The organism is Amycolatopsis orientalis DSM 40040 = KCTC 9412 (assembly GCF_000478275.1).
In the GTDB taxonomy this organism is placed as follows: domain Bacteria; phylum Actinomycetota; class Actinomycetes; order Mycobacteriales; family Pseudonocardiaceae; genus Amycolatopsis; species Amycolatopsis orientalis.
This window is the reverse complement of the sequence record NZ_ASJB01000051.1, coordinates 85,673-107,039: the sequence shown is the minus strand read 5'-3', so window position 1 is coordinate 107,039 and position 21,367 is coordinate 85,673. Positions and strand designations below refer to the sequence as shown.

The window sequence follows — 21,367 nt, the reverse complement described above, 5'->3', positions numbered from 1 at the left end:
CCGTTCAGCGCAGGGCGGGTAGTACCTCTTCCCCGATGCGCGCGATGTTTTCGAGCGTTCCTTCCGGCGTACCGGACGCTTCCACCATCATGATCACGTGGGAGACCCCGGTACGCCGGATGCTCGTTCCCAGCCTGTCGACGCAGTAGCCGACGCCGCCGATCGGGTGCAGCTCGCACAGCCGGTCGGTGTAGGCCACCGGGTCCTTCTCCAGTCCCCGTTTGCCGTTCAGGTACACGTGCCCGGCGAACCCCTCCTTCAGGGAGCCCGGCAACGCGGACCGCACGACGTCCACCGCGTCGTCCCCCACCTGGCACATCACCGTCGAGACATGCCCGGCGGCGGAATCCCCGTACGCGGCAAGGGTTTCGATCTTCGCGTCGTCGTCGGTGTGCAGGCCTAGCAGCATCGGCAGCCCGCGGTCGGCGGCGATCCGGACCGCGCGCGATCCGGCGTCACCACAGGCCACGACCACCCGTGGCGCGCGTTGCGGACGCGGCACCATCGGCACCTCACGGAACGCGAAGTGGTCGCCGTCGGCGGAGACGGTCTTCGACGACATCGCCGCGAGCAGCAGGTCGAGGCTCTCCTCGAATCCCGTTTCGTAGCGGGACAATCCGGTGCCGAACACCTCGAGGTCCTGCCACGGCCCACCGCGGCCGACGCCGATCCGCAGCCGTCCGCCGGAGACCGCGTCCAGCAGCGACCACTGTTCGGCGAGCGCCACCGGATGTGCAGTCGACAGGACACTCACCGCGGTGCCGACGGCGATCCGTTCGGTGCGGCCGAGCACGTGCGCGGCGAGGGTGATCGCGGACGGGCAGACGCCGTACGGCATGAAGTGATGCTCCGCGAACCAGACGTCGTCGAATCCGGCCTTCTCGGCGGCGACGGCGGCGTCGACCGACCGGCGCAGGACGTCGGCGTCCTCCTGGCCGGGAAACCGCCCGGAGACGAGGAATACTCCGAATCGCACGCTTACTGGACCGAAACCTCGTTGAACCACAGGCGTGGCTCCAGCCAGGGGAAGACGACGAACATCAGCAGGGCGACGATCCCGAGCGCCAGCACGACCGCCGTCATCAGCTTCACCGCGAAGGGGCCCGGCAACTTACGCCAGATCCAGCCGTACATCAGCGCGCCTCCGAGATCTTGGGCAGGAGTTCGGCGTAGCTGCCCACCTGGTTTTTCGGGACCTGCTGGGTCAGCACCGAGTGGATGATGAGCCGCTCGCGCGCGGAGAACTGCGGGTGACAGGTCGTCAGCGTGAGCAGCGCGACCTGCTCGGCCTTCGGCAGGATCTCAGGATCCTTGTACGGCACCGGGTTCACCGTGTCGCCCTTGGTCGGGAACACGATGCGGCGGCCGTTGGTCTCGCCGTAGGCACCGCCGTCGACGGCGTTCGGGTCGCGCAGCGTTCCGACGTTCTTGCACTTCGGCTCGGCGCCCTTGCCGGTGGCCCAGCCCTCGACCTCGTCCTTGTAGGGCAGCACCTTGTAGATGTAGAAGTCGGTCTGCGTCTCGATGACGATCTGGTCGCACGAGCTGAGATTGTCCAGGTCGTTGAACGGCGCGCCCTTGCCGACCCGGTGGCCGGCGACCGCGAAGTTGCCCGGCTCGCCCGGCAGCGCGGTGCCCTTGTAGTGGCCGGGGCCGACTTCGAGCGCGGCCTCGGTCGTGCCTTCCTGGATGGTGAAGTTGAAGTCGGCGCCGAACACCGGGATGTGGATCCTGGCGAACGCCTTGCCGTCGACCAGTTCCGGATGCAGCTGCCGGTCCTTGCCCCATTCGCCGTCCAGTTCCGAACTCGCCTCGGACTGCTTGCCGGCGGAGAACAGGTCGGTCACGTAGACCTCGTAGACCATGAACAGCAGCACGACCAGTCCCGCGGTGATGAGGAGTTCACCGACGGTCCGGATGGCGACGCCGCCCTTGCCGAGTTCCCGCGGCGGGCGTTCTTCGGTCGCGGTACCACCGCCGACCGGCTCGAAGACGACGGTCTCCTCGGTCGACCCGGGCGGCGGCGCGGGACGACGACGCGGCGGGGGCCCGTCCATCCGGCGTCGCGGCGGCGGGCCGTCCTGCGCCCGGCCGTCCTGCGGCCTCCGCCGAGGTGTCGGCGCCGCACCCTGGCCGCGGCGCGGCGGCGCGTCCTCCGGTCCACGTCGGGGGGCCGGACGGCCCGCGCCGGGTGGTCGCTCGGAGTACCGCCGACGGTCCCCGCCCGGCTCTTCCCGCTCAGCCACGCAAGCTCCTCAGTCTCGAACCAAGCCGCAGTGTCGAACCAGCACAGTCGTCGAACCAGCACAGTGTCGAACCGTGTGTGACAGCATTGTCACAGTGCGGGAAATCGACCGGTCCCGGACGGTGCCCAGCGGCGCTCGTTTACGTTAACGTGTGCACGTGGCGCTGGTTGCGCACCCGAGAGCGGGTCATCGCCACCAGGAATGCCGAACAGTACGCGAGGAACACGATGCCGAAGTCCAAGGTCCGTAAGAAGACGGCGTACACCCCGCCGACCGACCGCCGCACGCCGGTGAAGGTCAAGGCCGCGGGCCCGTCGAACCTGTTCTACAAGATCGTGATGTTCGGCCTCATGCTGGTCGGCCTGTTGTGGTTGGTCGTCAACTACATCGCGGGCGACAAGATCCCCTTCATGGCGGATCTGGGCAACACGAACTTCGCCATCGGCTTCGTGCTGATGATCGCCGGGTTGCTCATGACGATGCGGTGGCGATGAGCATTACTCCGGTTGGCGGCTTGACGCCGAATTACACCGGTGTGACTCATCCCCAGTGTGGATAACCCCTGTGGATAACTACCCCACCTCGTGGGCACCGCGCTCGAACGTTGTGGTAGTGGCCTGGGTGATCACCCTGTTGTTGCTGGTGGGCACGGTGTGGCTGGTCATCGCCGGCGACGTCGGCGGCACCGTGCTGACAGGGTTGGCCACGGTCTCCACGGGCGCTCTCGCGCTTCACGGCAGTTTGCTCCGTCCTCGGCTGGCCGCCGGCCCCGAGGGCATCCTGGCCAGGACCGTCGGCGGCGCGCACCGCTACCCCTGGACCGAAGCCCGGCTCCGGCTGCGCACGACGCGCCGGCTCGGCCGGGACAGCTTGACCCTCGAGGTCGAATCCGGCGACCACCTGCTGGTGTTCGGCCGGATCGACCTCGGTGAGGACCCCAGGGACGTCCTGGAGGTCCTCACCGCCATCAAGGGTCAGGCGTTGTCGTAGTAGTGGACGTTGCCGTCCGGACCGTGTGACCAGCCCGGAACGGCCGGTCCGACAGCGGGCGGCGCGTACTCCCCGAAGATCTCGTACGGCGAGGCCGGCGAGCAGATCGGGTTGATCTTGACCACGCAGGTCCGCAGCGACCCGCTGAACTTCGCCTTCACATGCCGCGGCCGCTGGTCCTCCACCACCGCCTGGCCCGCGGTGATCTCCCAGCCGGTGGCCGCGCCCGGACCCGTCGTGCCGACGGTCTGCGTCGCCACCGAGGACGTCACGCCCGGATCGCCGAAGCAGATTTTCAACGCCGCATCGACGTAGGCGACACGGAGCGTGATCGCGCTGCCCGACCCCAGGAAATAGCGTTTGGTGTAGGTCTGGCAGGTTTCGGCGGCTTGCCCGGCCTGTGCGACCGAAGGCGCCAGCGCCGAAGCCATCACCGCGACGGCGGTGAACAGGACTGCCTTGCGAATCTTCATCTCAACCCCCAAGTTGATGATGTTGCCGATCAACCTGAAGGTACCCAGAGATGTTGCTTCCCCACTGGGTAATCGCATAACCCACTCGGGGGAAGTGGGATTACTAGCGGTAGCAGAGGTACGCCGTCTGGCCCTGGTACGAGGTGAACTGGCAGTACGCGGCGGAAATCGTCTGCGCGTCCTTCCAGACGATGAGCCCGACCATCGCGACCACGATGATCGCGATCCCGCCGATCTGCCATTTGAGCCGGTTCTTCTCCGGCGCGTAGAGCAGCGCGAAGGTGACCAGCAGACCGGCGACGAACCCGCCCGCGTGCCCGAGGATCGAGATGCCCGGCACCTGGAAGGTGATGAACACGTTCAGGCCCAGCATGACGAGCAGCCAGGTGGGGTTGAGCCTGAGCCTGATGACGATGACCGCGTAGGCGCCTATGAGCCCGAAGATGGCGCCCGAGGCCCCGACCACGGGGAGGGCGTCGAGGTCGGTGAACACGAGATTCGCGGCCGAACCGCCGAGCATCGAGACGAAGTAGAGCGCGACGAACGGAACGCGGCCGAGCGCGGTCTCCAGCGGACGGCCGACGAACCACAGGGAGAAGGCGTTGCCCGCGATGTGCAGCAGGCCGTACTGCAGGAACCCCGAGGTGAAGATCCGCCACCACTCGTCGCCCGCGAGCGTCGGCACGTTCGCCAGCTCACCGAGCTGGAAGAGGGCCGAGAAGTTGTTGTTCGCGATGCTGCCGGACTGGGCGACCGTGACGAAGAAGATGACGACGTTGAGCGCCAGGAGGACCGGCGTCGCGACAGCCGTGGAAGGCGGCTGGGCGCCGGCGATGGTGCGCGCGCCGTAACCGGCGTCGCGGTACTGCTTCTGCTGGACACGGTCCTGCTGGCGACCGGCCTGCACACAGTCGGTGCACTGGAAGCCGACGGCGGCTTCGCGCAGGCAATCCGGGCAGGCCGGACGCTCGCAGCGTGAACAGCTCAGCCCGGTCGGCCGGTTCGGATGCCACCAGCAGCCGGGCATGGCGGCCTGCTGGTACTGGGGATTCGGTGGTTGGCTCACGATGCCACCAACCTACCGAAATCCCCCGTACCAGGCCGTGTGATCAGCCTTGATCAGTGCGGTCAGCCTTCGCGGGTGACGCTGACCTTCTCGATGACGACGTCCTGCAGCGGACGGTCCGCCGGACCGGTCGCCGTACGGCCGATCGCGTCGACGACGTCGCGGGAGGCCTGGTCCGCCACCTCGCCGAAGATCGTGTGCTTGAAGTTCAGGTGCGTCGTCGGCGCGACGGTGATGAAGAACTGCGAGCCGTTGGTGCCGGGTCCGGCGTTGGCCATGGCCAGCAGGTACGGCTTGGAGAACTGGAGCTCCGGGTGGAACTCGTCGCCGAACTTGTAGCCGGGGCCGCCGCGGCCGGTGCCGGTCGGGTCGCCGCCCTGGAGCATGAAGCCGTCGATGACGCGGTGGAAGATCGACCCGTCGTAGAACGGGCCGGAGTTCGTACCCTGCGCGTTGGGCTGGGTGTACTCCTTGCTGCCCTCGGCGAGCCCGACGAAGTTCGCGACCGTCTTCGGCGCGTGGTCGGGGAACAGGTTCAGGTTGATGTCACCCTGGTTGGTGTGCAGAGTGGCCTTCAGCGCGCCACCAATGAGGGATCCCTTGCTTTCAGTCACGGGCTTCATCGTGCCATCTGCGGCAAGATCTGCGGAAAAGGGGCACGATAGGTTACAAGCAACGAAGCAGAATCAAAACGATTGATGAGGTGAAGGCCATGACCCGGGCCGCAGATTCGGTGAGCGAGTCGGCGAAGGCCGGCGCGCTCGGCCTGCGCAAACGTGCCGTCGAGGCGGGTAAGGAAGCCACCGCCCACGCCGTCGAGGTAGCCGAGCAGAAGCTCTCCGAGAGCGCCGGTGAGATCGCTAAGACCAGCCGTCGCGCGCGCAAGAAGCTCGCGAAGAAGACGGAACTGACCCGCAAGGAGCTCAAGCGCAGCTCCAAGGCGGCTCGTAAGGAGGCACTGGCCAGGCTTTCCGAGATGCGGAAGCCGGGCCGCAAGGCACGCAAGGCGGCCATCCAGGCGGCGAAGGCCGCCGGCGAGTCCAAGCGTCGCGGCAAGAAGGATTTCAAGGCCGCGAAGAAGGACTTCCGCGCCGCCCTCGTCGAGGCGAAGGCCGCTGCCAAGGGGGCGCGTAAGCGTCGCCGCTGGCCGTGGGTCCTCGGTATCGCCGTCGTCGGTGCCGGTGCCGCTTACGCGCTGCGCTCCAAGCAGGAGCCGCCGGTCGCGCCGGCTCCGCCCAAGGCACCGCCCGCTCCCCCCGCCAAGCCCGCCGCTCCGGCAGCAGCCGCTCCGAAGCCCGCTCCCGCGAAGCCCGCCGCTTCCGGTCCGGCGGCTTCCGCTCCGGCTCCGGCGAAGCCCGCGGCACCGAAGCCCGGTACCCCGAAGAACGGGCACCAGGCTTCGAGCACCAGCTCCGCCGACAAGAAGAACTGACGCCTCACCCTCTTCTGCTTGTCGCGAAGGGCCGCCCAGCGACCACCCGGTCACTGGGCGGCCCTTTCACGTCTCCGCAACGAAGATCAACCGACCAAGCCCCACGCCCAACGCACCCGACAACAGCACCGGCGGACTGTCTCGCCGAAAGCGCGCCAGCGCGACGGCGAGACTTCACCGGTCGCGCGCCCTCTTTTGGGCCGAAGGCCCACGTAAACGCGATGAAGGGGCGCCTCTCCGCCCACGTGAGTGGGAAACGGATCGGCGCCCCTTCGGCGCGCTTTACGTCAGCGCGCGTTCAAATCAACACCGCGCCCCTTCGGCGCGCTTTTCGTCAGCGCTCGATTAAACAGCGCTAGCGTGCTTGTCGATCAGCTGGCCGAGGCGGGGAAGGGCCTCCTCGACGTTCTTCTTGCCGTTCGGGCGCAGCTTGCCGTAGACCTTCTTGATGCTGTCGCGGCTGCTCTTCTCGGCGCGCGCGTCGGTGACCGACAGGAGCGCGTCCGCGGCCTCGTCGCCGCGACCGGCCAGGTAGGCACCGAAGTCGTTGCCACCCTTGGCCTTGTAGTCGCCGTAGAACGGCTCGAGGGCGACGGTGAAGTCGTCGAGCAGGGCGTCGACGGCGGAGGGGATGATGCCCGGCTTGATCTTCTTGACGGCCGCGAAGCCGGTCTTCACGACGGCACCCGAAACGCCGCCCTTGTCCGAAACCTCGGCGTCGACGAGACCTTCGAAGTCGCTCACGACCGCCGGGCGACGGCTGGAGTCGAGCAAGATTTCCTTGAGGGTGTCAGCCACGAAACCTGTCCTTTTGTCTTATGGGGAGAAATGATCTTTTGTGCCGCCGAGCCACACCGCAAGGCGGCCTCCGCCGGATCTGGCGTTGCGCTGGTCCCGCGAACCGTCGCGCGTGCGGCACAGGGTAGTACAAGATCAACTTCACTCTGACGTGTGGATACCACTACCTAGAGACGCAGCTCACCGATAGCCTCCTTCGCCACCGTACGTGCCTTGATGCTCTGCTTCTGGTTGGTGGTCACGACTACCGCGTTCCCGCCCTTCGCGACGGCGTAAACGGCGCCTTCGCCGGACGGCTGGTAGCCGCCTTTCCAGCCCGCCGGTTCGTCGGCCGGGTTGGACGTGTCGATGGGTGCGGCCTGGTCCACCAGCGCCTTGGCGACGGCGGGTTCGCCGACGTACACGCGCACGGTGAGCTGCAGTTTCCCGCTGAGCGCGTAGAAGAAACACGTCGGATGCGGCTGATCCGCCGACGTTTTGACCTTGGAGACCTTCTGCCCGTTGGCGTCCGAGACGAACTCGGCGCCGAGATACGGGCACGGGCCCTTGCCGGTGGGTTCCGGCGCCGGCGGGAGCTGGGGCGCCGCGCTGCTCGACCGCGCGGGCGGGTTCGCCGCGGGCGGCGGCTGTTCCGTCGGCCCGCAGGCCGCCAGGAGCGGCACGGCGAGCGGCAAGATCAGAAGACGTCGCATGATGGCGTCCAGTGAAGCAGATCGGATACTCGCGTCGCCGCAACCGTCCGCGCTGTTCATGCGACGATGGCGGTGCGTGGACTCTTCAGGAGGCATCAGTGCTCACCAAGGAGCAGTACCTGGGCGCGGTGGCGGAACGCGTCCAGCGCAGCGGTGGCAGGCTGAACACGGTCCAGATCGGCCCGAGCGCGGCCGTCGTGGGCCTGTTCACCGAATCCGTGATGATGTCGACGATGAACTACTGCGTGGTCGCCGCGGCGATCCCGGAGGTGAGTGCGCCCGCGTTGTACGACTTCACCATGCTCGCGACGCAGCACGCGCGCGCGAACGTGATGGGCACGGTCGGCTGGACCGCCGCTTCGGTGGTCATCGCCGGCCTGATCGGCGACCGGGTCTACCCGGACGCAGCACAGGCCGCGTCGGCGAAGTCCGGCAACCAGTTCGGCGGTGAGACGCGCATGGTGGCCGTCGACGTTTCGGCGGGGCAGATGTACGCGTTCGTCGGCGGGAAGCTGTGGGGCGCGGCGATGCACAGCTCGGTCAACGCGAAGCTGACGTTCTGCTTCCCGCAGCCAGCCGAGGTCTACCAGCAGGTGCAGTGGGCGCAGTCGCAAGGCCAGCCGCCACCCATGCCACCGGGACCGCCGCAGGGCCCGCCTCCCGGCCAGCAGCCGCCGCCCGGCTGGCAACCGCAGCAGCCGCCGCCCCCGCCGCCGTACCCGGTCGGGCCGCCGCCCGCGCAGGGTCCGCCGCCGGGTCAGCACCCGCCGCACTATCCGCCGCCCGCGCCGGGTTATCCGACGCACGGCCAGCGGCCGCCGGGGTACTGAGCGGTGGGCGACGCGTTGCGCGGCTGGCCGTCGTTTCCCCGGGAACTGCCGGAATTCGACCCCGAAAGCACTCTCGGCACCCCGCGCGAACTTTTCCTGGAATGGCTTAACGAAGCCGGGGAACACGTGCTGGCGCCGCACGCCGTCACTCTGTCCACAGTGGACGCCGATGGGGTGCCGGACGCGCGGGTCGTGATCCTCAAGGACGTCGACGGCGACACGTGGGCGGTCGCGACGAGTTCCGAAAGCCCGAAAGGCCTGCAGCTGGCGAAAAATCCGTACGCCGCGCTGACGTTCTTCTGGCCGGGGCGAGGCCGTCAGATCCGGTTGCGCGGCCCTGTCGCGCCTGCCGCGCCCGAGGTCTCCGCGGCCGATTTCACCGCGCGGCCGCCGGCGTCCCGGGTGGAGGCGTTCGTCGGCAGGCAGTCGCAGGTGCTCGAGGATCCGGCCGATCTCGACCGCGCCGCCGAAGAAGCGCGCCACTGGGTCGAAGAGAATCCCGGCGTGGCACCGGAGACCTGGACCCGCTACCTGGTGACGCCGTCCGAAGTGGAGTTCTGGCAGGCCTCCCACGATCGACGGCACCGTCGGCTGCGCTATCGGCGCGAAAACGGGACCTGGCTCAAAGAACGTCTCTGGCCGTAAACGGTAACTGGGAACGACGATCGTCGGGTTGTCGTGGACGATTCACTTAGACGACGGTGAACGGCACCTAGTCCCCTGATCGTTCGGAGGCGAAATGTCCACACGCCGTCGCATTCGGGGCGCCTTGGCCGCCACAGGGCTCGCCCTGCTGGCCGTCACGACGCCTGTCGCGAACGCCCAGACCGGCGACCCGGCGAGAGGGCTGTATTCGGTGGAAGGCGCGAACGACACCGGCAAGCGCACCGCCGTCGCCCGCACCGGTGTCGACGTCGCTGGTTCGCGCGGTGGCGCGCTGACCGTCGTCGCCACCCCCGAACAGGCCGCGAGCCTGCGCGCGAACGGGTTCACTCTCAAGTCGCTCGGCGACTTCGACAGCATGCTGAAACAACGCAGCGGCCGGGCGGGCACGGCCGCCGTCGCCGGAGACTTCCCGCCCGGCGACGAGGCGTACCACACCTACGCCGAAACGACCGCTGAGCTGCAGAAGGCCGCGAAGGACCACAGCGACATCGCGACGCTTTCCAGCGTCGGCAAGTCGTACGAAGGCCGTGAGCTGAACCTGGTGAAGATCAGCGACAACGCGGGCACGGACGAGAACGAGCCCGAAGTCCTCTTCACCTGTAACCAGCACGCGCGCGAACACCTCACCACCGAGATGTGCCTGCGCATCGTGCAGCGCCTCACCGGCGGGTACGCGAGCGACCCCGCCATCAAGAAGATGGTCGACGAGCACGAGATCTACGTGATCCCGAACGTCAACCCGGACGGTTCCGAGTACGACATCACCGGCGGCGAGTACCAGGGCTGGCGCAAGACGCGGAAGCCGGTGCCGGGCAGCAGCGCCATCGGCACCGACCCGAACCGCAACTGGGACTACAAGTGGAACTGCTGCGGCGGATCGAGCAACAGCCCGTCCGCCGAGGACTACCACGGTCCGTCGGCGTTCTCCGAGTCCGAGACCAAGGCCGTCGCGGCGTTCGTGGACTCCCGCGTGGTCGGCGGCGCGCAGCAGATCAAGACGCACATCGACTTCCACACCTTCTCGGAGCTGGTGCTCTGGCCGTTCGGCTACACGAAGGACGACACCGCCGAGGGCATGACCGACGCCGAAGCGAAGAGGTTCGCCGACGTCGGCAAGCAGATGGCCGCCACCAACGGTTACTCGCCCGAGCAGTCCAGCGACCTGTACGTCACCGACGGCGACGTCAACGACTGGGCGTGGGGTAAGCACAAGATCCTCAGCTACACCTTCGAGATGTACCCGAAGGACGGCGGGATCGACGGCTTCTACCCACCCGCTTCGGTGATCCCGGAGCAGACCGCCCGCAACGACAAGGCCGTCGACATCCTGATCAGCGAAGCAGGAGCCTGACCCTCGGTCAGGCCCTGAGAGCGGCCACTCGCGACGCCCGGCTCCTCGGCGAATCCAAGCTGAAGCTCCGGGCGTCGCCCAGCCGGTCGCGGACGAACTCCTCGGTCTCCGCGATCGTCTCGCGCAACGCCGCGTCCTCGTCCCCGAAGACCTTGTAGACGATCTTGTTCGTGTCGGTGTCGAACTCCCACAGCCCGGCGAAGCGGCCTCGGTCGACGATGAGGTGACACGGCGGATCCGCGGCGTCCAGCGGACATAGCCGTAGCGCTGCTGGTCCAGCCGTCCGTTGACCGGCACGCGGCGGATGTCGCCGCAGACCTGGAGCAGGCCGAGCGCGAGCGGCAACGTCGTGGTGGTGCCGCGTTTCCGGCCCGCCTCACCGAGATCGCGCACCGCGGACCCCGCGCAGTTCATGGATGGCGAGCCGGGCGACGTCCGCGTCGACCGTCGCACGATCGAGACGGGCCCTGGCGAACAGGCCGAGGAAGGGCGCCGAACCGCCGACCGAGCGCATCCAGCCGGTCCGTTCCAGCACCTCCGCCGCCGCGGTCCCGCGCAGCGATCCGTCGAGTCCCTGCCGATGTGCCCACCACGCGCGCAGCTTGTCGGTCGCCATCACTCCACGGTTTGGGCATCCGGTGGCCCACCGCAGTCCGGCGACGGGAACCCAATAGCATGATCGACTTTGTTCTTCGGTGCCCCGAATGGCTGAATTCTGGATAATCAACAGGTGCGCAAGCGGTTCTCGGAAGGCTCAGCGATCGCGTCGACGGTGGTCACCGGCGACGATTTCGACGAACTCGAGGACACCTTCCAGGCGTTCCTCGCCCCGGACACGGTCAAGCTGCACACCCCGGCGCCCACCGGGTTCTTCGACATCTCCCAGCTCAGCGGCCTGCGCGTCCCCGGAATCGACCCGAACGGCCTCTCCGTCTACGAGATGACGCTGGACTCCGACGTCGTCCTGCACGGCGAAGAGACCCCCGACGCCTACACAGTCGTCGTGACCGTGACGGGCCGTAGCCAGTTCCTCATCAACAAAGAAGAGGTGCAGTCACGCCACGTCGTCACCGGACCGGAGACCCGCTTCCGGACCGGATTCGAGCATCCCGACATCCTGATGCTCCGGATCGGCAAGCAACTGGTGGCGGACGCGATGCGGGAACGGCGCGGCGAGGCGCCGACGTCGACCCTGCGCTTCGATCCGGCGATCGTCGAGGCGTCGGGCATGGGCCAGTGGATCACCCTGCTCCACACCTTCAGCGAGACCGCGGCCTCCGGCCTGTTCGACCGATCGCCGCTGGCCGCCGCGCATTTCGAAAAGCTGCTGCTGCACGGCCTGCTCGACACCCAGCCGCATTCGCTGTCCGACGACCTGGCCGCGGAACCGTCCCGGCCGAAGTCGACGGCGGTCCGCCGCGCGATGACCTACTGCGAGGAACACGCCGCCGAACCGGTGTCGATCGGCGAGCTGGCGATGGCCGCGCGGGTCAGCGTGCGCGCGCTGCAACTGGCTTTCCGCACCGAACTCGGGCTGACGCCGATGGAGTACCTGCGGCGCGTCCGGCTCGACCACGTCCACCAGGACCTGCTCGCGATCGCGCAGGGGCGCGCCGCGGGCACCGTCACCGACGTCGCCTTGCGCTGGGGCTTCACGCATCTCGGCCGGTTTTCCGGTTTTTACCGCGAGACCTACGGCAAACTCCCTTCGCAAACGGCACGTCTCACCGCCTGAAGGAGTGCGATGCTGGTCGAACTGGCCATCGGCGACGCGTACGGAGGCTCCTTCGAGCACGCGTACCCGAGCTTCGTCGCCGAACACAACACGCTCACCGGATACGTGCCGCATCCCGGCCAGCTCGGCGTCCCGGCAGGCCGCTACACCGACGACACGCAGATGACGATCGCCATCGCCGAATTGCTCGTCTCCGGCCGCCGCTGGACTCCGCTGCTGCTCGCCGAGCAGTTCGTCCTCGCCTACCATCGCGATCCGCACGACGGCTACGCACCGCGTTTCCATCAGCTGCTCAGCGAGGTCCGGGACGGCGAGGAACTGCTACGACGGCTCCAGCCGCAGAGCGACAAGAGCGGGGCGGCCATGCGCGCCGGGCCGATCGGCGTCCTGCCGACCGTCGACGACGTCCTCTATCACGCGAAACTGCAGGCCAGGATCACGCACGACACCCCGGCCGGGATCGCCGCCGCCCAGGCCGCCGCGCTGGCCGTGCACTACTGCCACCACCGGCTCGGACCGCTGGCCGAGGTCGCGCGATGGATCGACAGAGTGCTTCCCGAGGACGTCGGGCACGGCGGCTGGGCTCGGCCGTGGTCGGGCAAGATCGGGCCGCAGGGCTGGATGAGCGTCCGTGCCGCGCTGACCGTCCTCGCCGACGGCGGAGGGCTCGCCCGGATGCTCCACCGCTGCGTCGCGTTCACCGGCGACGTCGACACCGCCGCCACCATCGCGCTGGCCGCCGCGTCGCGGTCGCCCGAGGTGGCCCCGGATCTGCCGCCGGTGCTGTGGCGGGATCTGGAAAACGGCGAGTTCGGCCGCGACTATCTGGCGAAGCTGGACGAACGACTGCTTCGCGGCTGACTACCAGGAAGGCCGGTACCGCAGACCCTGCTCGTAGTACTGGTCGTCGGATTCCGCCGGTTCGTCCTGCTCGTCCTCGGCGGGCCCGGCCGGTTCTCCCGAACGGTCCCGCAGTACGACGTTCTCGGCGCCCGCCGCCGGCCGTCGCGAGACCGGGGAAGCGGGCGCGACGGTTTCCCCGGTCTGCTGGAACGAAGGGGTGAACCCGAGCCGCCAGCGGAGCCTGTCCGTGATGTACCCGGCGTTGCCGATCGGCGCCATCAGCTCCGCGCTGCGTTTCGCGGATCCTTGCTGCGCTTCCTGATAAGTCCGCATGACGGCGTCCGCGATCTCGGCGGGCGACATCCGCGAAACGGCGTCGCTCACCCTGAGCCGTGTCATCACGCCGTCGGTGTTGACCGACACGGAGACGGCACCGTCCGGTGAGGACGCTTCCACCGAAAGAGCGGCCAGCGCTTCGAGCATCGCTTGCCGGTCGTTGGCCGGCTTCTTCTGGGGCGCCGGTTTTTCGGCCACGCTGAAACTCCTTGGAACGGTGGGGTCTCCGCACCGGAAGACCCCACCGGGTGTCAATCGGTCGGCAGTGGTGACAACTCCATCGGCGGTTGCTCGAACTGACCGTCGTTGGAGATGTCGACGTTCTTCTCCCGGACCCGCTTTTCCGTGCCCTTGTCGGTGTTCTCGGTTTCGAAGTTGCCGGGATCGAAGGTCTCGCCGGGGCTGACGTCCGGCGGTTCGGGGACGATCGGCAGGTTGTTGATCTCGACGTTGATCTTCGAGATCAGCGATTCCGTGGCGCGGAACATGCCTTCGCGGATGTTGACCACGCCGTCGTGGAAGCTGTTGTAGATGGTTTCCGGGCTGTCGCCGATGATCGACGCGTTCTCCGAGACCAATGTGGAGAGTCCGGCACCGGCCGCGGCACCGGCGACCTGGACGCCGTTCGCGGTGGTGAAGAAGGTCGCCGCGGTGAGGGCGGCACCGGCAGGCGGGACGGCCGCCACGAGCAAGGCCGCGACAGCGCCGGCGAAACCCGCCGCCAACGCCTTCGTCAAAGCGGATTCGTCTTGCCGTTCCTGGTCGTCCCGGTACTTTTCCGCGGCGGTCAGGAAGGACGAGGCGAGCGCGCTCAGGTCGGCCCTCGCGGTCGCGATGGCGTCCCGCGCGGCCACGATGTCGGCCTCCAGCACGGTGAGTTTGGTGCCCACGCGGGAGTAGGTGTTCACGAGACCCTGGATGTAGCTCTTGGCGGTCTCGGCTCCTTCACCGCGCCACTTGAGCAGCAGGACGAGGGACCTGTCGAGCGGAGCTTTCGTGTCCTGGAAGGAGTTCCAGCATTTTTCGTAAGCCTCGATCATGGTCTGCAGGCTGTTCTCGCCGACGAGTTCCGCCTCGGAGAACTCCAGGAAGAAGTCGCGGACTTGCTCCTTCCGCCCGCCGCTGAGGTCGACGTCGCTGCCCATGAGCCAGTCCTGGAAAAGGAGATCCACCGCCGCGTAGGCGTCGTTGGCGCCCTTGGTGAGGTCGGCGGTAATCCCGTCGAGGAGCTTGCTGTTGTCCCTGACGAGGCCTCCGGAGGTGGTCTCCGCGTCCAGTGCGTTGAAGTACCCGTCCACGCCGCTACCCCTGTTCCCCGTACGCCGCGCGGTTCACTCGCTGCTTGTTGTCCTCGTCCACGGATTCGTACAGTTCGGCGATCCTCAGCAGGGCCTGGGAAGTGTCCTGCGTGCTTTGGTGCAGCTTCGCGAGCATCTTCTCGACGGCCGCGCGATGTTCTTCGTAGGCGGCCGAAACCCCGCGCATGCCCAGGCTTTTCCCGAACGCGGTGTCCGGCGCGAAAATCCCGGGGAGAAGGCCACCGGTGACCGGGTCGGGGGCGGGGACGTCCTGCCCTCGCACACCGGTGTGGGCGGTACTGACTATGTCCGCGGCCTTCTGCAGTTCCTTGCTCGACAACCTGAGATCGTCGAGGTCGGTTTCGAAACTGACCATGTTCACCTCGCTGTCCGGATTCCAGTCCATGTAAGCAGCGTTGACTTGGCTGGGAGTCCGACTTCGCGATGCGCGTCCGGTGACGAACGTCACCCCGAAACAAAACGGGGCGAGTGGGCCGGCGTTTTCCGCCGACACACTCGCCCCGGGTTACGTGGAGCTGAGGGGAATCGAACCCCTGACCCCTGCCTTGCAAAGGCAGTGCTCTACCAATTGAGCTACAGCCCCGGATCGCAGGCGATCATGATAACCGCCCGCGCCGAATCAGTTGTTGCGGGACGCGTCCGCCGCCTTGGCCGGGGCGCTTCCGTTCGTGGAAACGGCGCCCAGGGGACGCTCGGTGGGAGCGGTGGCCTCCCGCCACAGGTCGGCCTCGGCCTTGGCTGCCTTGTTGCGCTTGATCACGAACAGCACGCCGCCCGCGATGACCGCGAGTGCCAACAGCTTCTTCATCAGAAGCCCCCTCTTCTTCGCCGAGTTGCTCCGCCTACCCACCGATGCTACTGCACGCCACTCCCCACTTCCCCACCCCCACGACCCCGCTCCGTTCCACGTGGAACCAAATCCCCACGGCGCCGCCCCTCACCTCTCCCTGATGGCGCCGGTCCACGGCAATGGGCCCGCCAGGGCCCGAGCCGACCGGGGGGTCCAGGGGGGGCGAAGCCCTCCCCTGGCGGGGGTTTGGGGGTTCGACCCCCAAAACGAAAAACACCCGATCCGTGTTCGCGTTTTCCGCGAACACAGACCGGGCAATCGGGTGGGCCCACCAGGACTTGAACCTGGGACCTCTTCGTTATCAGCGAAGCGCTCTAACCGCCTGAGCTATGGGCCCGAACGACGAGAAGATTACAGGACGCCTTTCGGCGCCCTGCAACCGGGTCACTCTCGTTCGGAAAGGGTCACTTCCAGGCCTCCGGCGAGGTCCGCGGAGACGTTGTAGATGAAGGCGCTGACGGTGGCGAGTGCCGAGATCAGCACGATGTTGATGGCGCCGAGGATGGCCGCGATCCCGAAGACGCGGCCCGCGCTGATCAAGGGGTCCGCCGGTGCGTCGGCACCTTCGCCGCCGACGAGCGACGAGTAGGTCCCGTTGAGTTTGTCCCAGACGCCCATGCCGTCGAGGACGGTGTAGAGGACGCCGACGGCGACGAGCCAGACGAAGAACAGCGCGACGCCGAGGACGAGGGACAGTTTCAGCACCGACCAGGGGTCGAAGCGTTTGATCTGCAGGCTGGCGCGACGCGGTCCGCGGCCGGGGCGGCGGAGCGCGGTGGGGGCGGCACGGGTGCGGGAGGCCGACGGGATGGCGGAGGGGGCGGGTTGGTCGCCCTCTCCGCTGTCGCCGAAGAGCCTCTTCGCGGCGGTGCCGCTGACCCCGTGGTAGTCGGTCACGGTGGTCGCGTCCTGCTTCGGTTCCGAGTAGGCCACGTCTTCGGTGGCGACCGAAGACACCGAGACCGTCTGCTCGCCGGCTCCTTCGGCCTCCCCCGCACCGCTGTCGCGCTGCCAGGGCGGGCTCGACGAGCCCGCCTGCGCGCCGCCTGCTTCGGGCTTCTCGGATGGTGTCACGAGGTGTCAGTCCTTACCCAGTACGTGGGGGCGTCGCCTATTGCTCCGACGCCGGGGTTTCTTCTCCTTCAGTACTACCTGCAGTGGCGACGTCTGAGGGCTCGTCCGCGTTGCGTGCGACCGCGAGAAGAGTGGTTCCTTCGTCGAGATTCATCAGTCGCACTCCCTTCGTCTGCCTGCCTGCCTTGCGCACCTGTCCGGCCGAAGTCCGGATCACCCCGCCGCTGGAAGTGATCGCGTAAAGCTCGTCTTCGGCGTCGACGATGACCGCACCCACCAGCCTGCCACGTTTCCGGTCGTACTGAATGGTGAGCACACCCTTGCCGCCGCGGCCTTGGACCGGGTAGTCGTCGGTCGGCGTGCGCTTGGCGTAACCGCCGTCGGTGGCGACGAGGAGGAACTTGTCCGGCTGGACGACGTTGATGCCGAGCAGTTCGTCGCCGTCGTTGAACCGCATGCCCAGCACACCGGACGTCGCGCGGCCCATCGGGCGCAGTGCCTCGTCGGTGGCGTGGAAGCGGATGGACTGGCCTTCCGCGGACACCAGGAGCAGGTCGTCTTCCGCGGCCGCGAGCACGGCACCGACCAGCTCGTCCCCTTCGCGGAGGTTGACCGCGATGAGGCCGCCGGCGCGGTTGGAGTCGAAGTCGGTGAGCTTGGTCTTCTTCACCAGGCCGCGCCGGGTCGCGAGCACGAGGTACGGGGCGACCTCGTAGTTCGGGATCTCGATGACCTGGGCGATCTTCTCGTCCGGCTGGAACGCGAGGAGGTTCGCGACGTGCTGACCGCGCGCGTTGCGGTTGGCCTCGGGCAGGTCGTAGGCCTTGGCCCGGTAGACACGGCCCTTGTTCGTGAAGAACAGGATCCAGTCGTGCGTCGAGCAGACGAAGAAGTGCTGGACGATGTCGTCCTGTTTCAGGGTCGCGCCCTGGACGCCCTTGCCACCACGCTTCTGCGATCGGTACAGGTCGGTTTTCGTTCGCTTGGCGTAACCCGTGCGGGTGATCGTGACGACGACGTCCTCGACCGCGATGAGGTCCTCGACCGAGACCTCGCCGTCGAACGGGATGATCTTGGTGCGCCGGTCGTCGCCGTACTTGTCGACGATCTCCTGCAGTTCCTCGGCGATGATCGAGCGCTGCCGCTCGGGCTTCTCGAGGATGTCCTTGAGGTCGGCGATCTCGAGTTCGATCTCGGCGAGGGTGTCGACGATGCGCTGGCGCTCGAGTGCCGCGAGACGGCGGAGCTGCATGTCGAGGATCGCGGTCGCCTGGATCTCGTCGACGTCGAGCAGGCTCATCAGTGCGGGCCGGGCCTCTTCGGCCGAGGGCGAGCGCCGGATCAGGGCGATGACCTCGTCGAGCATGTCCAGCGCCTTGACCAGACCGCGCAGGATGTGGGCGCGTTCCTCGGCCTTCTTCAGCCGGAAGCGGGTCCGGCGGACGATGACCTCGATCTGGTGCTTCACGTAGTGCCGGATCATCTGGTCCAGGCGCAGCGTGCGGGGCACGCCGTCGACCAGGGCCAGCATGTTGACACCGAAGTTCTGCTGGAGCTGGGTGTGCTTGAACAGGTTGTTCAGCACGACCTTCGCGACCGCGTCACGTTTGATCGTGACGACGATCCGCATCCCGCTGCGGCTGTTGGACTCGTCGGCGATGTCGGAGATGCCGGTGAGCTTGCCGTCGCGGACCAGGTTCGCGATGTTCTCGACCAGGTTGTCCGGGTTGACCTGGAACGGCAGTTCGGAGACGACCAGGATCGTGCGGCCCTTGGCGTCTTCCTCGACCTCGACGACCGCGCGCATGCGCACGGAACCGCGGCCGGTGCGGTAGGCGTCCTCGATGCCGGAGTTGCCGAGGATCATCGCCTTGGTCGGGAAGTCCGGGCCCTTGATCCGGACGAGCAGCGCGGCGAGCAGCTCGTCGTCGGTCGCGTCGTAGTTCTCCAGCGCCCATTTGACGCCGTCGGCGACCTCGCGGAGGTTGTGCGGCGGGATGTTCGTCGCCATCCCGACCGCGATCCCGGAACCGCCGTTGACCAGCAGGTTCGGGAACCGCGACGGCAGGACGTCGGGTTCCTGGGTGCGGCCGTCGTAGTTGTCGGAGAAGTCGACGGTGTCTTCTTCGATGTCCTGCAGCATGTGCATCGCGAGATGCGCGAGGCGGGACTCGGTGTACCGCATGGCGGCCGCGGGGTCGTTGCCCGGCGAGCCGAAGTTGCCCTGGCCGTCGATCAGCGGGTACCGCAGCGACCACGGCTGGGCGAGCCGGACCAGCGCGTCGTAGATCGCGGAGTCACCGTGCGGGTGGTAGTTGCCCATCACGTCGCCGACGACGCGGGAGCACTTGTTGTACCCGCGGTCGGGGCGGAAGCCGGAGTCGAACATCGAGTACAGCACGCGGCGGTGCACCGGCTTGAGGCCGTCTCGCACGTCCGGCAGCGCCCGCGACACGATGACGCTCATCGCGTAGTCGATGTAGGAGCGCTGCATCTCCTGCTGGATGTCGACCGGTTCGATCCGGTCGTGGTCCGGAGCCGGCGGCAAGGTTTCCGTCATGAGGTCCTTCTCGTGAGGGCAGTCCTGATGGGACAGAGAAACGGGACGTGACTACACGTCGAGGAAGCGAACGTCCTTGGCGTTGCGCGTGATGAAGGAGCGGCGCGCTTCGACGTCCTCGCCCATCAGTACGGAGAACAGGTCGTCGGCCTGCGCGGCGTCGTCCAGGGTGACCTGGCCGAGCAGCCGGTTCGCCGGGTCCATCGTGGTCTCCCACAGCTCTTCGGCGTTCATCTCGCCGAGACCCTTGTAGCGCTGGATCGCGTCGTCCTTGGGGAGGCGCTTGCCCGCCTCGACACCGGCCTGGATGACGGCGTCGCGCTCACGGTCGGAGTACGCGTACTCCGGCTCCGACCGCGGCCACTTGATCTTGTACAGCGGCGGCCGCGAGAGGAACACGTGCCCGTGCTCGATCAGCGGGGTCATGAACCGGAACAGCAGGGTGAGCAGCAGCGTGGTGATGTGCTGGCCGTCGACGTCGGCGTCGGCCATCAGCACGATCTTGTGGTAGCGCAGCTTTTCGAGGTCGAACTCGTCGTGGATACCGGTGCCGAGCGCGGTGATCAGCGACTGGACCTCGGTGTTCTTGAGGACGCGGTCGATACGGGCCTTCTCGACGTTGATGATCTTGCCCCGGATCGGCAGGATCGCCTGGTACATCGAGTCGCGGCCTTCCTTGGCCGAACCACCGGCCGAGTCACCCTCGACGATGTAGAGCTCGCATTCCGACGGGTTGGTCGAGCGGCAGTCCTTGAGCTTGCCCGGCAGCCCGCCGATCTCCAGCGCGCCCTTGCGGCGGACCAGGTCGCGCGCCTTGCGGGCGGCCATCCGCGCGTGCGCCGAGGAGATCGACTTGTTGATGATCGTCTTCGACTCGGCGGGGTTGCGCTCGAACCAGTCGGCCAGCCACTCGTTCGACGTCTGCTGCACGAACGTCTTCGCTTCGCTGTTGCCCAGCTTGGTCTTGGTCTGGCCCTCGAACTGCGGTTCGGACAGCTTGATCGAGACGATCGCGGCGAGACCCTCGCGCACGTCGTCACCGGTCAGGTTGGCGTCCTTCTCCTTGAGCAGCTTCTTCTCGCGCGCGTACGCGTTGACGACGCGGGTGAGCGCGGCGCGGAAACCCTCTTCGTGCGTGCCGCCCTCATGCGTGTTGATCGTGTTGGCGAAGGTGTACACCGACGGCGTGAAGCCGTTGTTCCACTGCATGGCGACCTCGACCTCGAGGCCGGTGCCCTTGGCCTCGAAGGAGATCACCGAGGAGTGGATCGGGTCCTTGCTGCCGTTGATGTGCTTGACGAAGTCCTCGAGACCGCCGGGGTAGCAGTAGGTCTTCTCCTTGACCCGCGCCGCCTGGCCGGAGGCGTCCTCTTCGGTCTCTTCGTCGGCGACGCGCTCGTCGCGCAGCGAAAGGGTCAGGCCCTTGTTGAGGAAGGCCATCTCCTGCAGACGACGGGAGATCGTCTCGAAGTTGTACGTCGTGGTCTCGAAGATGCCGCCGTCGGCCCAGAACGTGATCGTGGTGCCGGTGTCCTCGGCCGGGCCGAGGTCCTCCAGCTCGCCGGGGATCTGGTCGGTGTAGACCTGGCGCCAGCTGCGCCCGCCGTATTTGACCTCGGCGATGAGCTTGGTCGAGAGCGCGTTCACCACGGAGACGCCGACGCCGTGCAGACCGCCCGACACCGCGTAGGAGTCGCTGTCGAACTTGCCGCCCGCGTGGAGCACGGTGAGCACGACCTCGAGGGTCGGCTTCTTCTCCTTGGGGTGCATGTCGACCGGGATACCGCGGCCGTCGTCGACGACCCGGACGCCGCCGTCGGCCAGCAAGGTGACCTCGACCTTGGTGGCGTGACCCGCCATGGCCTCGTCGACGGAGTTGTCGACGACCTCTTGAACGAGGTGGTGGAGGCCGCGTTCACCGGTGGAACCGATGTACATACCGGGACGCTTGCGGACAGCTTCGAGCCCCTCGAGCACCGTGATCGACGACGCGTTGTACTCGCTCTTGTTCTCGGTCACAGGCGTTGATTCTCCTCGTCTCGCTCGAGCAGACGCTCGCTCATCTCCAGTGTACTTGGCCGCGTCCGCTGGCATGCGGCAAGGACA

24 protein-coding genes and 2 tRNA genes are annotated in these 21,367 nt (G+C 67.4%); 8 read left to right on the top strand and 18 right to left on the bottom strand.

Going from position 1 to position 21,367, the window contains the following annotated elements; genetic code table 11:
- Positions 1 to 4 precede the first annotated feature (4 nt).
- The 3 genes from L324_RS16955 to L324_RS16950 are packed head-to-tail and all read right to left on the bottom strand — an operon-like array spanning position 5 to position 2,057.
- Positions 5 to 976 (bottom strand): LLM class flavin-dependent oxidoreductase, encoded by a 972-nt coding sequence (locus L324_RS16955; protein ID WP_037308761.1) that lies wholly within the window; start codon positions 974 to 976, stop codon positions 5 to 7.
- 2 nt (positions 977 to 978) lie between these two features.
- Positions 979 to 1,134, bottom strand: a complete 156-nt coding sequence (locus tag L324_RS43100) for a hypothetical protein (protein ID WP_145926866.1) — start codon at positions 1,132 to 1,134, stop codon at positions 979 to 981.
- Positions 1,134 to 2,057, bottom strand: a complete 924-nt coding sequence (locus L324_RS16950) for a class E sortase (protein WP_037308759.1) — start codon at positions 2,055 to 2,057, stop codon at positions 1,134 to 1,136. Before L324_RS16950 ends, L324_RS43100 begins: the two co-directional genes overlap by 1 nt.
- A 416-nt stretch (positions 2,058 to 2,473) precedes the next feature.
- Between L324_RS16950 and crgA the strand changes: the two genes are divergently transcribed.
- Together crgA and L324_RS16940 are read left to right on the top strand one after the other, a co-directional pair.
- Positions 2,474 to 2,740: a cell division protein CrgA gene (gene crgA / locus L324_RS16945; protein WP_037308756.1), complete on the top strand. Its 267-nt coding sequence runs from the start codon at positions 2,474 to 2,476 to the stop codon at positions 2,738 to 2,740.
- A 118-nt stretch (positions 2,741 to 2,858) separates the two neighbouring features.
- Entirely contained in the window at positions 2,859 to 3,236 is a 378-nt protein-coding gene (locus L324_RS16940) for a PH domain-containing protein (protein ID WP_037308749.1), read from the top strand.
- Here the strand turns inward: L324_RS16940 and L324_RS16935 are convergent.
- From L324_RS16935 to L324_RS16925, 3 genes are all read right to left on the bottom strand, one after another.
- Entirely contained in the window at positions 3,221 to 3,709 is a 489-nt protein-coding gene (locus L324_RS16935; RefSeq protein WP_037309001.1) for a hypothetical protein, read from the bottom strand. The genes L324_RS16940 and L324_RS16935 overlap by 16 nt on opposite strands.
- A gap of 103 nt (positions 3,710 to 3,812) precedes the next feature.
- Positions 3,813 to 4,775 (bottom strand): rhomboid family intramembrane serine protease, encoded by a 963-nt coding sequence (locus L324_RS16930; protein ID WP_037308746.1) that lies wholly within the window; start codon positions 4,773 to 4,775, stop codon positions 3,813 to 3,815.
- 62 nt (positions 4,776 to 4,837) lie between these two features.
- A complete protein-coding gene (locus L324_RS16925) occupies positions 4,838 to 5,398 on the bottom strand; it encodes a peptidylprolyl isomerase (RefSeq protein ID WP_037308743.1) in 561 nt (186 codons plus the stop codon).
- Between the two features lie 89 nt (positions 5,399 to 5,487).
- On the opposite strand from L324_RS16925, the gene L324_RS16920 reads away from it, so the two are divergent.
- Positions 5,488 to 6,207, top strand: a complete 720-nt coding sequence (locus L324_RS16920) for a hypothetical protein (protein WP_037308740.1) — start codon at positions 5,488 to 5,490, stop codon at positions 6,205 to 6,207.
- 345 nt (positions 6,208 to 6,552) lie between these two features.
- Here L324_RS16920 and L324_RS16915 read toward each other — a convergent pair whose 3' ends face one another.
- A complete protein-coding gene (locus tag L324_RS16915; protein ID WP_037308737.1) occupies positions 6,553 to 7,005 on the bottom strand; it encodes a DUF6918 family protein in 453 nt (150 codons plus the stop codon).
- A gap of 167 nt (positions 7,006 to 7,172) precedes the next feature.
- On the bottom strand, positions 7,173 to 7,697 hold the full coding sequence (locus L324_RS16910; RefSeq protein ID WP_037308999.1) for a DUF2020 domain-containing protein: 525 nt from the start codon (positions 7,695 to 7,697) through the stop codon (positions 7,173 to 7,175).
- A gap of 98 nt (positions 7,698 to 7,795) precedes the next feature.
- On the opposite strand from L324_RS16910, the gene L324_RS16905 reads away from it, so the two are divergent.
- From L324_RS16905 to L324_RS16895, 3 genes are all read left to right on the top strand, one after another.
- The gene (locus tag L324_RS16905) at positions 7,796 to 8,527 is read left to right on the top strand and encodes a hypothetical protein (RefSeq protein WP_037308734.1); all 732 of its coding nucleotides are present in this window, start codon (positions 7,796 to 7,798) and stop codon (positions 8,525 to 8,527) included.
- A gap of 3 nt (positions 8,528 to 8,530) precedes the next feature.
- Positions 8,531 to 9,172, top strand: a complete 642-nt coding sequence (locus L324_RS16900; protein ID WP_037308731.1) for a pyridoxine/pyridoxamine 5'-phosphate oxidase — start codon at positions 8,531 to 8,533, stop codon at positions 9,170 to 9,172.
- 94 nt (positions 9,173 to 9,266) lie between these two features.
- Positions 9,267 to 10,544, top strand: coding sequence for a M14 family metallopeptidase (locus L324_RS16895; protein ID WP_037308728.1), 1,278 nt, complete (start codon positions 9,267 to 9,269; stop codon positions 10,542 to 10,544).
- A 376-nt stretch (positions 10,545 to 10,920) separates the two neighbouring features.
- Here the strand turns inward: L324_RS16895 and L324_RS43595 are convergent, their stop codons facing one another.
- The gene (locus tag L324_RS43595) at positions 10,921 to 11,160 is read right to left on the bottom strand and encodes a hypothetical protein (RefSeq protein ID WP_037308723.1); all 240 of its coding nucleotides are present in this window, start codon (positions 11,158 to 11,160) and stop codon (positions 10,921 to 10,923) included.
- 114 nt (positions 11,161 to 11,274) lie between these two features.
- Between L324_RS43595 and L324_RS16885 the strand changes: the two genes are divergently transcribed.
- The gene (locus L324_RS16885; RefSeq protein WP_037308720.1) at positions 11,275 to 12,279 is read left to right on the top strand and encodes an AraC family transcriptional regulator; all 1,005 of its coding nucleotides are present in this window, start codon (positions 11,275 to 11,277) and stop codon (positions 12,277 to 12,279) included.
- Positions 12,280 to 12,288: 9 nt separating this feature from the next.
- A complete protein-coding gene (locus L324_RS16880; RefSeq protein ID WP_037308717.1) occupies positions 12,289 to 13,140 on the top strand; it encodes an ADP-ribosylglycohydrolase family protein in 852 nt (283 codons plus the stop codon).
- Here the strand turns inward: L324_RS16880 and L324_RS16875 are convergent, their stop codons facing one another.
- The 9 genes from L324_RS16875 to gyrB all read right to left on the bottom strand — a co-directional run bounded on the left by L324_RS16875 (position 13,141) and on the right by gyrB (position 21,280).
- Positions 13,141 to 13,656, bottom strand: coding sequence for a YbaB/EbfC family nucleoid-associated protein (locus tag L324_RS16875; RefSeq protein ID WP_235783554.1), 516 nt, complete (start codon positions 13,654 to 13,656; stop codon positions 13,141 to 13,143).
- 53 nt (positions 13,657 to 13,709) lie between these two features.
- Positions 13,710 to 14,756, bottom strand: coding sequence for a hypothetical protein (locus L324_RS16870; protein WP_037308714.1), 1,047 nt, complete (start codon positions 14,754 to 14,756; stop codon positions 13,710 to 13,712).
- Positions 14,757 to 14,760: 4 nt separating this feature from the next.
- Entirely contained in the window at positions 14,761 to 15,162 is a 402-nt protein-coding gene (locus L324_RS16865) for a hypothetical protein (protein WP_081736367.1), read from the bottom strand.
- Between the two features lie 125 nt (positions 15,163 to 15,287).
- A tRNA-Ala gene (locus tag L324_RS16860) sits at positions 15,288 to 15,360 on the bottom strand.
- Between the two features lie 36 nt (positions 15,361 to 15,396).
- Complete coding sequence (locus tag L324_RS16855) at positions 15,397 to 15,585, bottom strand: DLW-39 family protein (protein ID WP_037308710.1); 189 nt, start codon at positions 15,583 to 15,585, stop codon at positions 15,397 to 15,399.
- A gap of 305 nt (positions 15,586 to 15,890) precedes the next feature.
- A tRNA-Ile gene (locus tag L324_RS16850) sits at positions 15,891 to 15,964 on the bottom strand.
- Between the two features lie 47 nt (positions 15,965 to 16,011).
- Positions 16,012 to 16,701, bottom strand: a complete 690-nt coding sequence (locus L324_RS16845; RefSeq protein WP_037308707.1) for a DUF3566 domain-containing protein — start codon at positions 16,699 to 16,701, stop codon at positions 16,012 to 16,014.
- Between the two features lie 37 nt (positions 16,702 to 16,738).
- Positions 16,739 to 19,261: a DNA gyrase subunit A gene (gene gyrA / locus L324_RS16840; protein ID WP_037308704.1), complete on the bottom strand. Its 2,523-nt coding sequence runs from the start codon at positions 19,259 to 19,261 to the stop codon at positions 16,739 to 16,741.
- Between the two features lie 51 nt (positions 19,262 to 19,312).
- On the bottom strand, positions 19,313 to 21,280 hold the full coding sequence (gene gyrB / locus L324_RS16835; protein WP_037308701.1) for a DNA topoisomerase (ATP-hydrolyzing) subunit B: 1,968 nt from the start codon (positions 21,278 to 21,280) through the stop codon (positions 19,313 to 19,315).
- Positions 21,281 to 21,367: the final 87 nt, after the last annotated feature.

What these genes read in the sequence shown, in the direction of transcription:
- L324_RS43100 (WP_145926866.1), bottom strand. Translation starts at nt 1,134, where the DNA reads ATGTACGGCTGGATCTGGCGTAAGTTGCCGGGCCCCTTCGCGGTGAAG.
- L324_RS16950 (WP_037308759.1), bottom strand. Translation starts at nt 2,057, where the DNA reads ATGGACGGGCCCCCGCCGCGTCGTCGTCCCGCGCCGCCGCCCGGGTCG.
- crgA (WP_037308756.1), top strand. Translation starts at nt 2,474, where the DNA reads ATGCCGAAGTCCAAGGTCCGTAAGAAGACGGCGTACACCCCGCCGACC.
- L324_RS16935 (WP_037309001.1), bottom strand. Translation starts at nt 3,709, where the DNA reads ATGAAGATTCGCAAGGCAGTCCTGTTCACCGCCGTCGCGGTGATGGCT.
- L324_RS16925 (WP_037308743.1), bottom strand. Translation starts at nt 5,398, where the DNA reads ATGAAGCCCGTGACTGAAAGCAAGGGATCCCTCATTGGTGGCGCGCTG.
- L324_RS16920 (WP_037308740.1), top strand. Translation starts at nt 5,488, where the DNA reads ATGACCCGGGCCGCAGATTCGGTGAGCGAGTCGGCGAAGGCCGGCGCG.
- L324_RS16910 (WP_037308999.1), bottom strand. Translation starts at nt 7,697, where the DNA reads ATGCGACGTCTTCTGATCTTGCCGCTCGCCGTGCCGCTCCTGGCGGCC.
- L324_RS16895 (WP_037308728.1), top strand. Translation starts at nt 9,267, where the DNA reads ATGTCCACACGCCGTCGCATTCGGGGCGCCTTGGCCGCCACAGGGCTC.
- L324_RS43595 (WP_037308723.1), bottom strand. Translation starts at nt 11,160, where the DNA reads ATGGCGACCGACAAGCTGCGCGCGTGGTGGGCACATCGGCAGGGACTC.
- L324_RS16880 (WP_037308717.1), top strand. Translation starts at nt 12,289, where the DNA reads ATGCTGGTCGAACTGGCCATCGGCGACGCGTACGGAGGCTCCTTCGAG.
- L324_RS16865 (WP_081736367.1), bottom strand. Translation starts at nt 15,162, where the DNA reads ATGGACTGGAATCCGGACAGCGAGGTGAACATGGTCAGTTTCGAAACC.
- L324_RS16855 (WP_037308710.1), bottom strand. Translation starts at nt 15,585, where the DNA reads ATGAAGAAGCTGTTGGCACTCGCGGTCATCGCGGGCGGCGTGCTGTTC.
- gyrA (WP_037308704.1), bottom strand. Translation starts at nt 19,261, where the DNA reads ATGACGGAAACCTTGCCGCCGGCTCCGGACCACGACCGGATCGAACCG.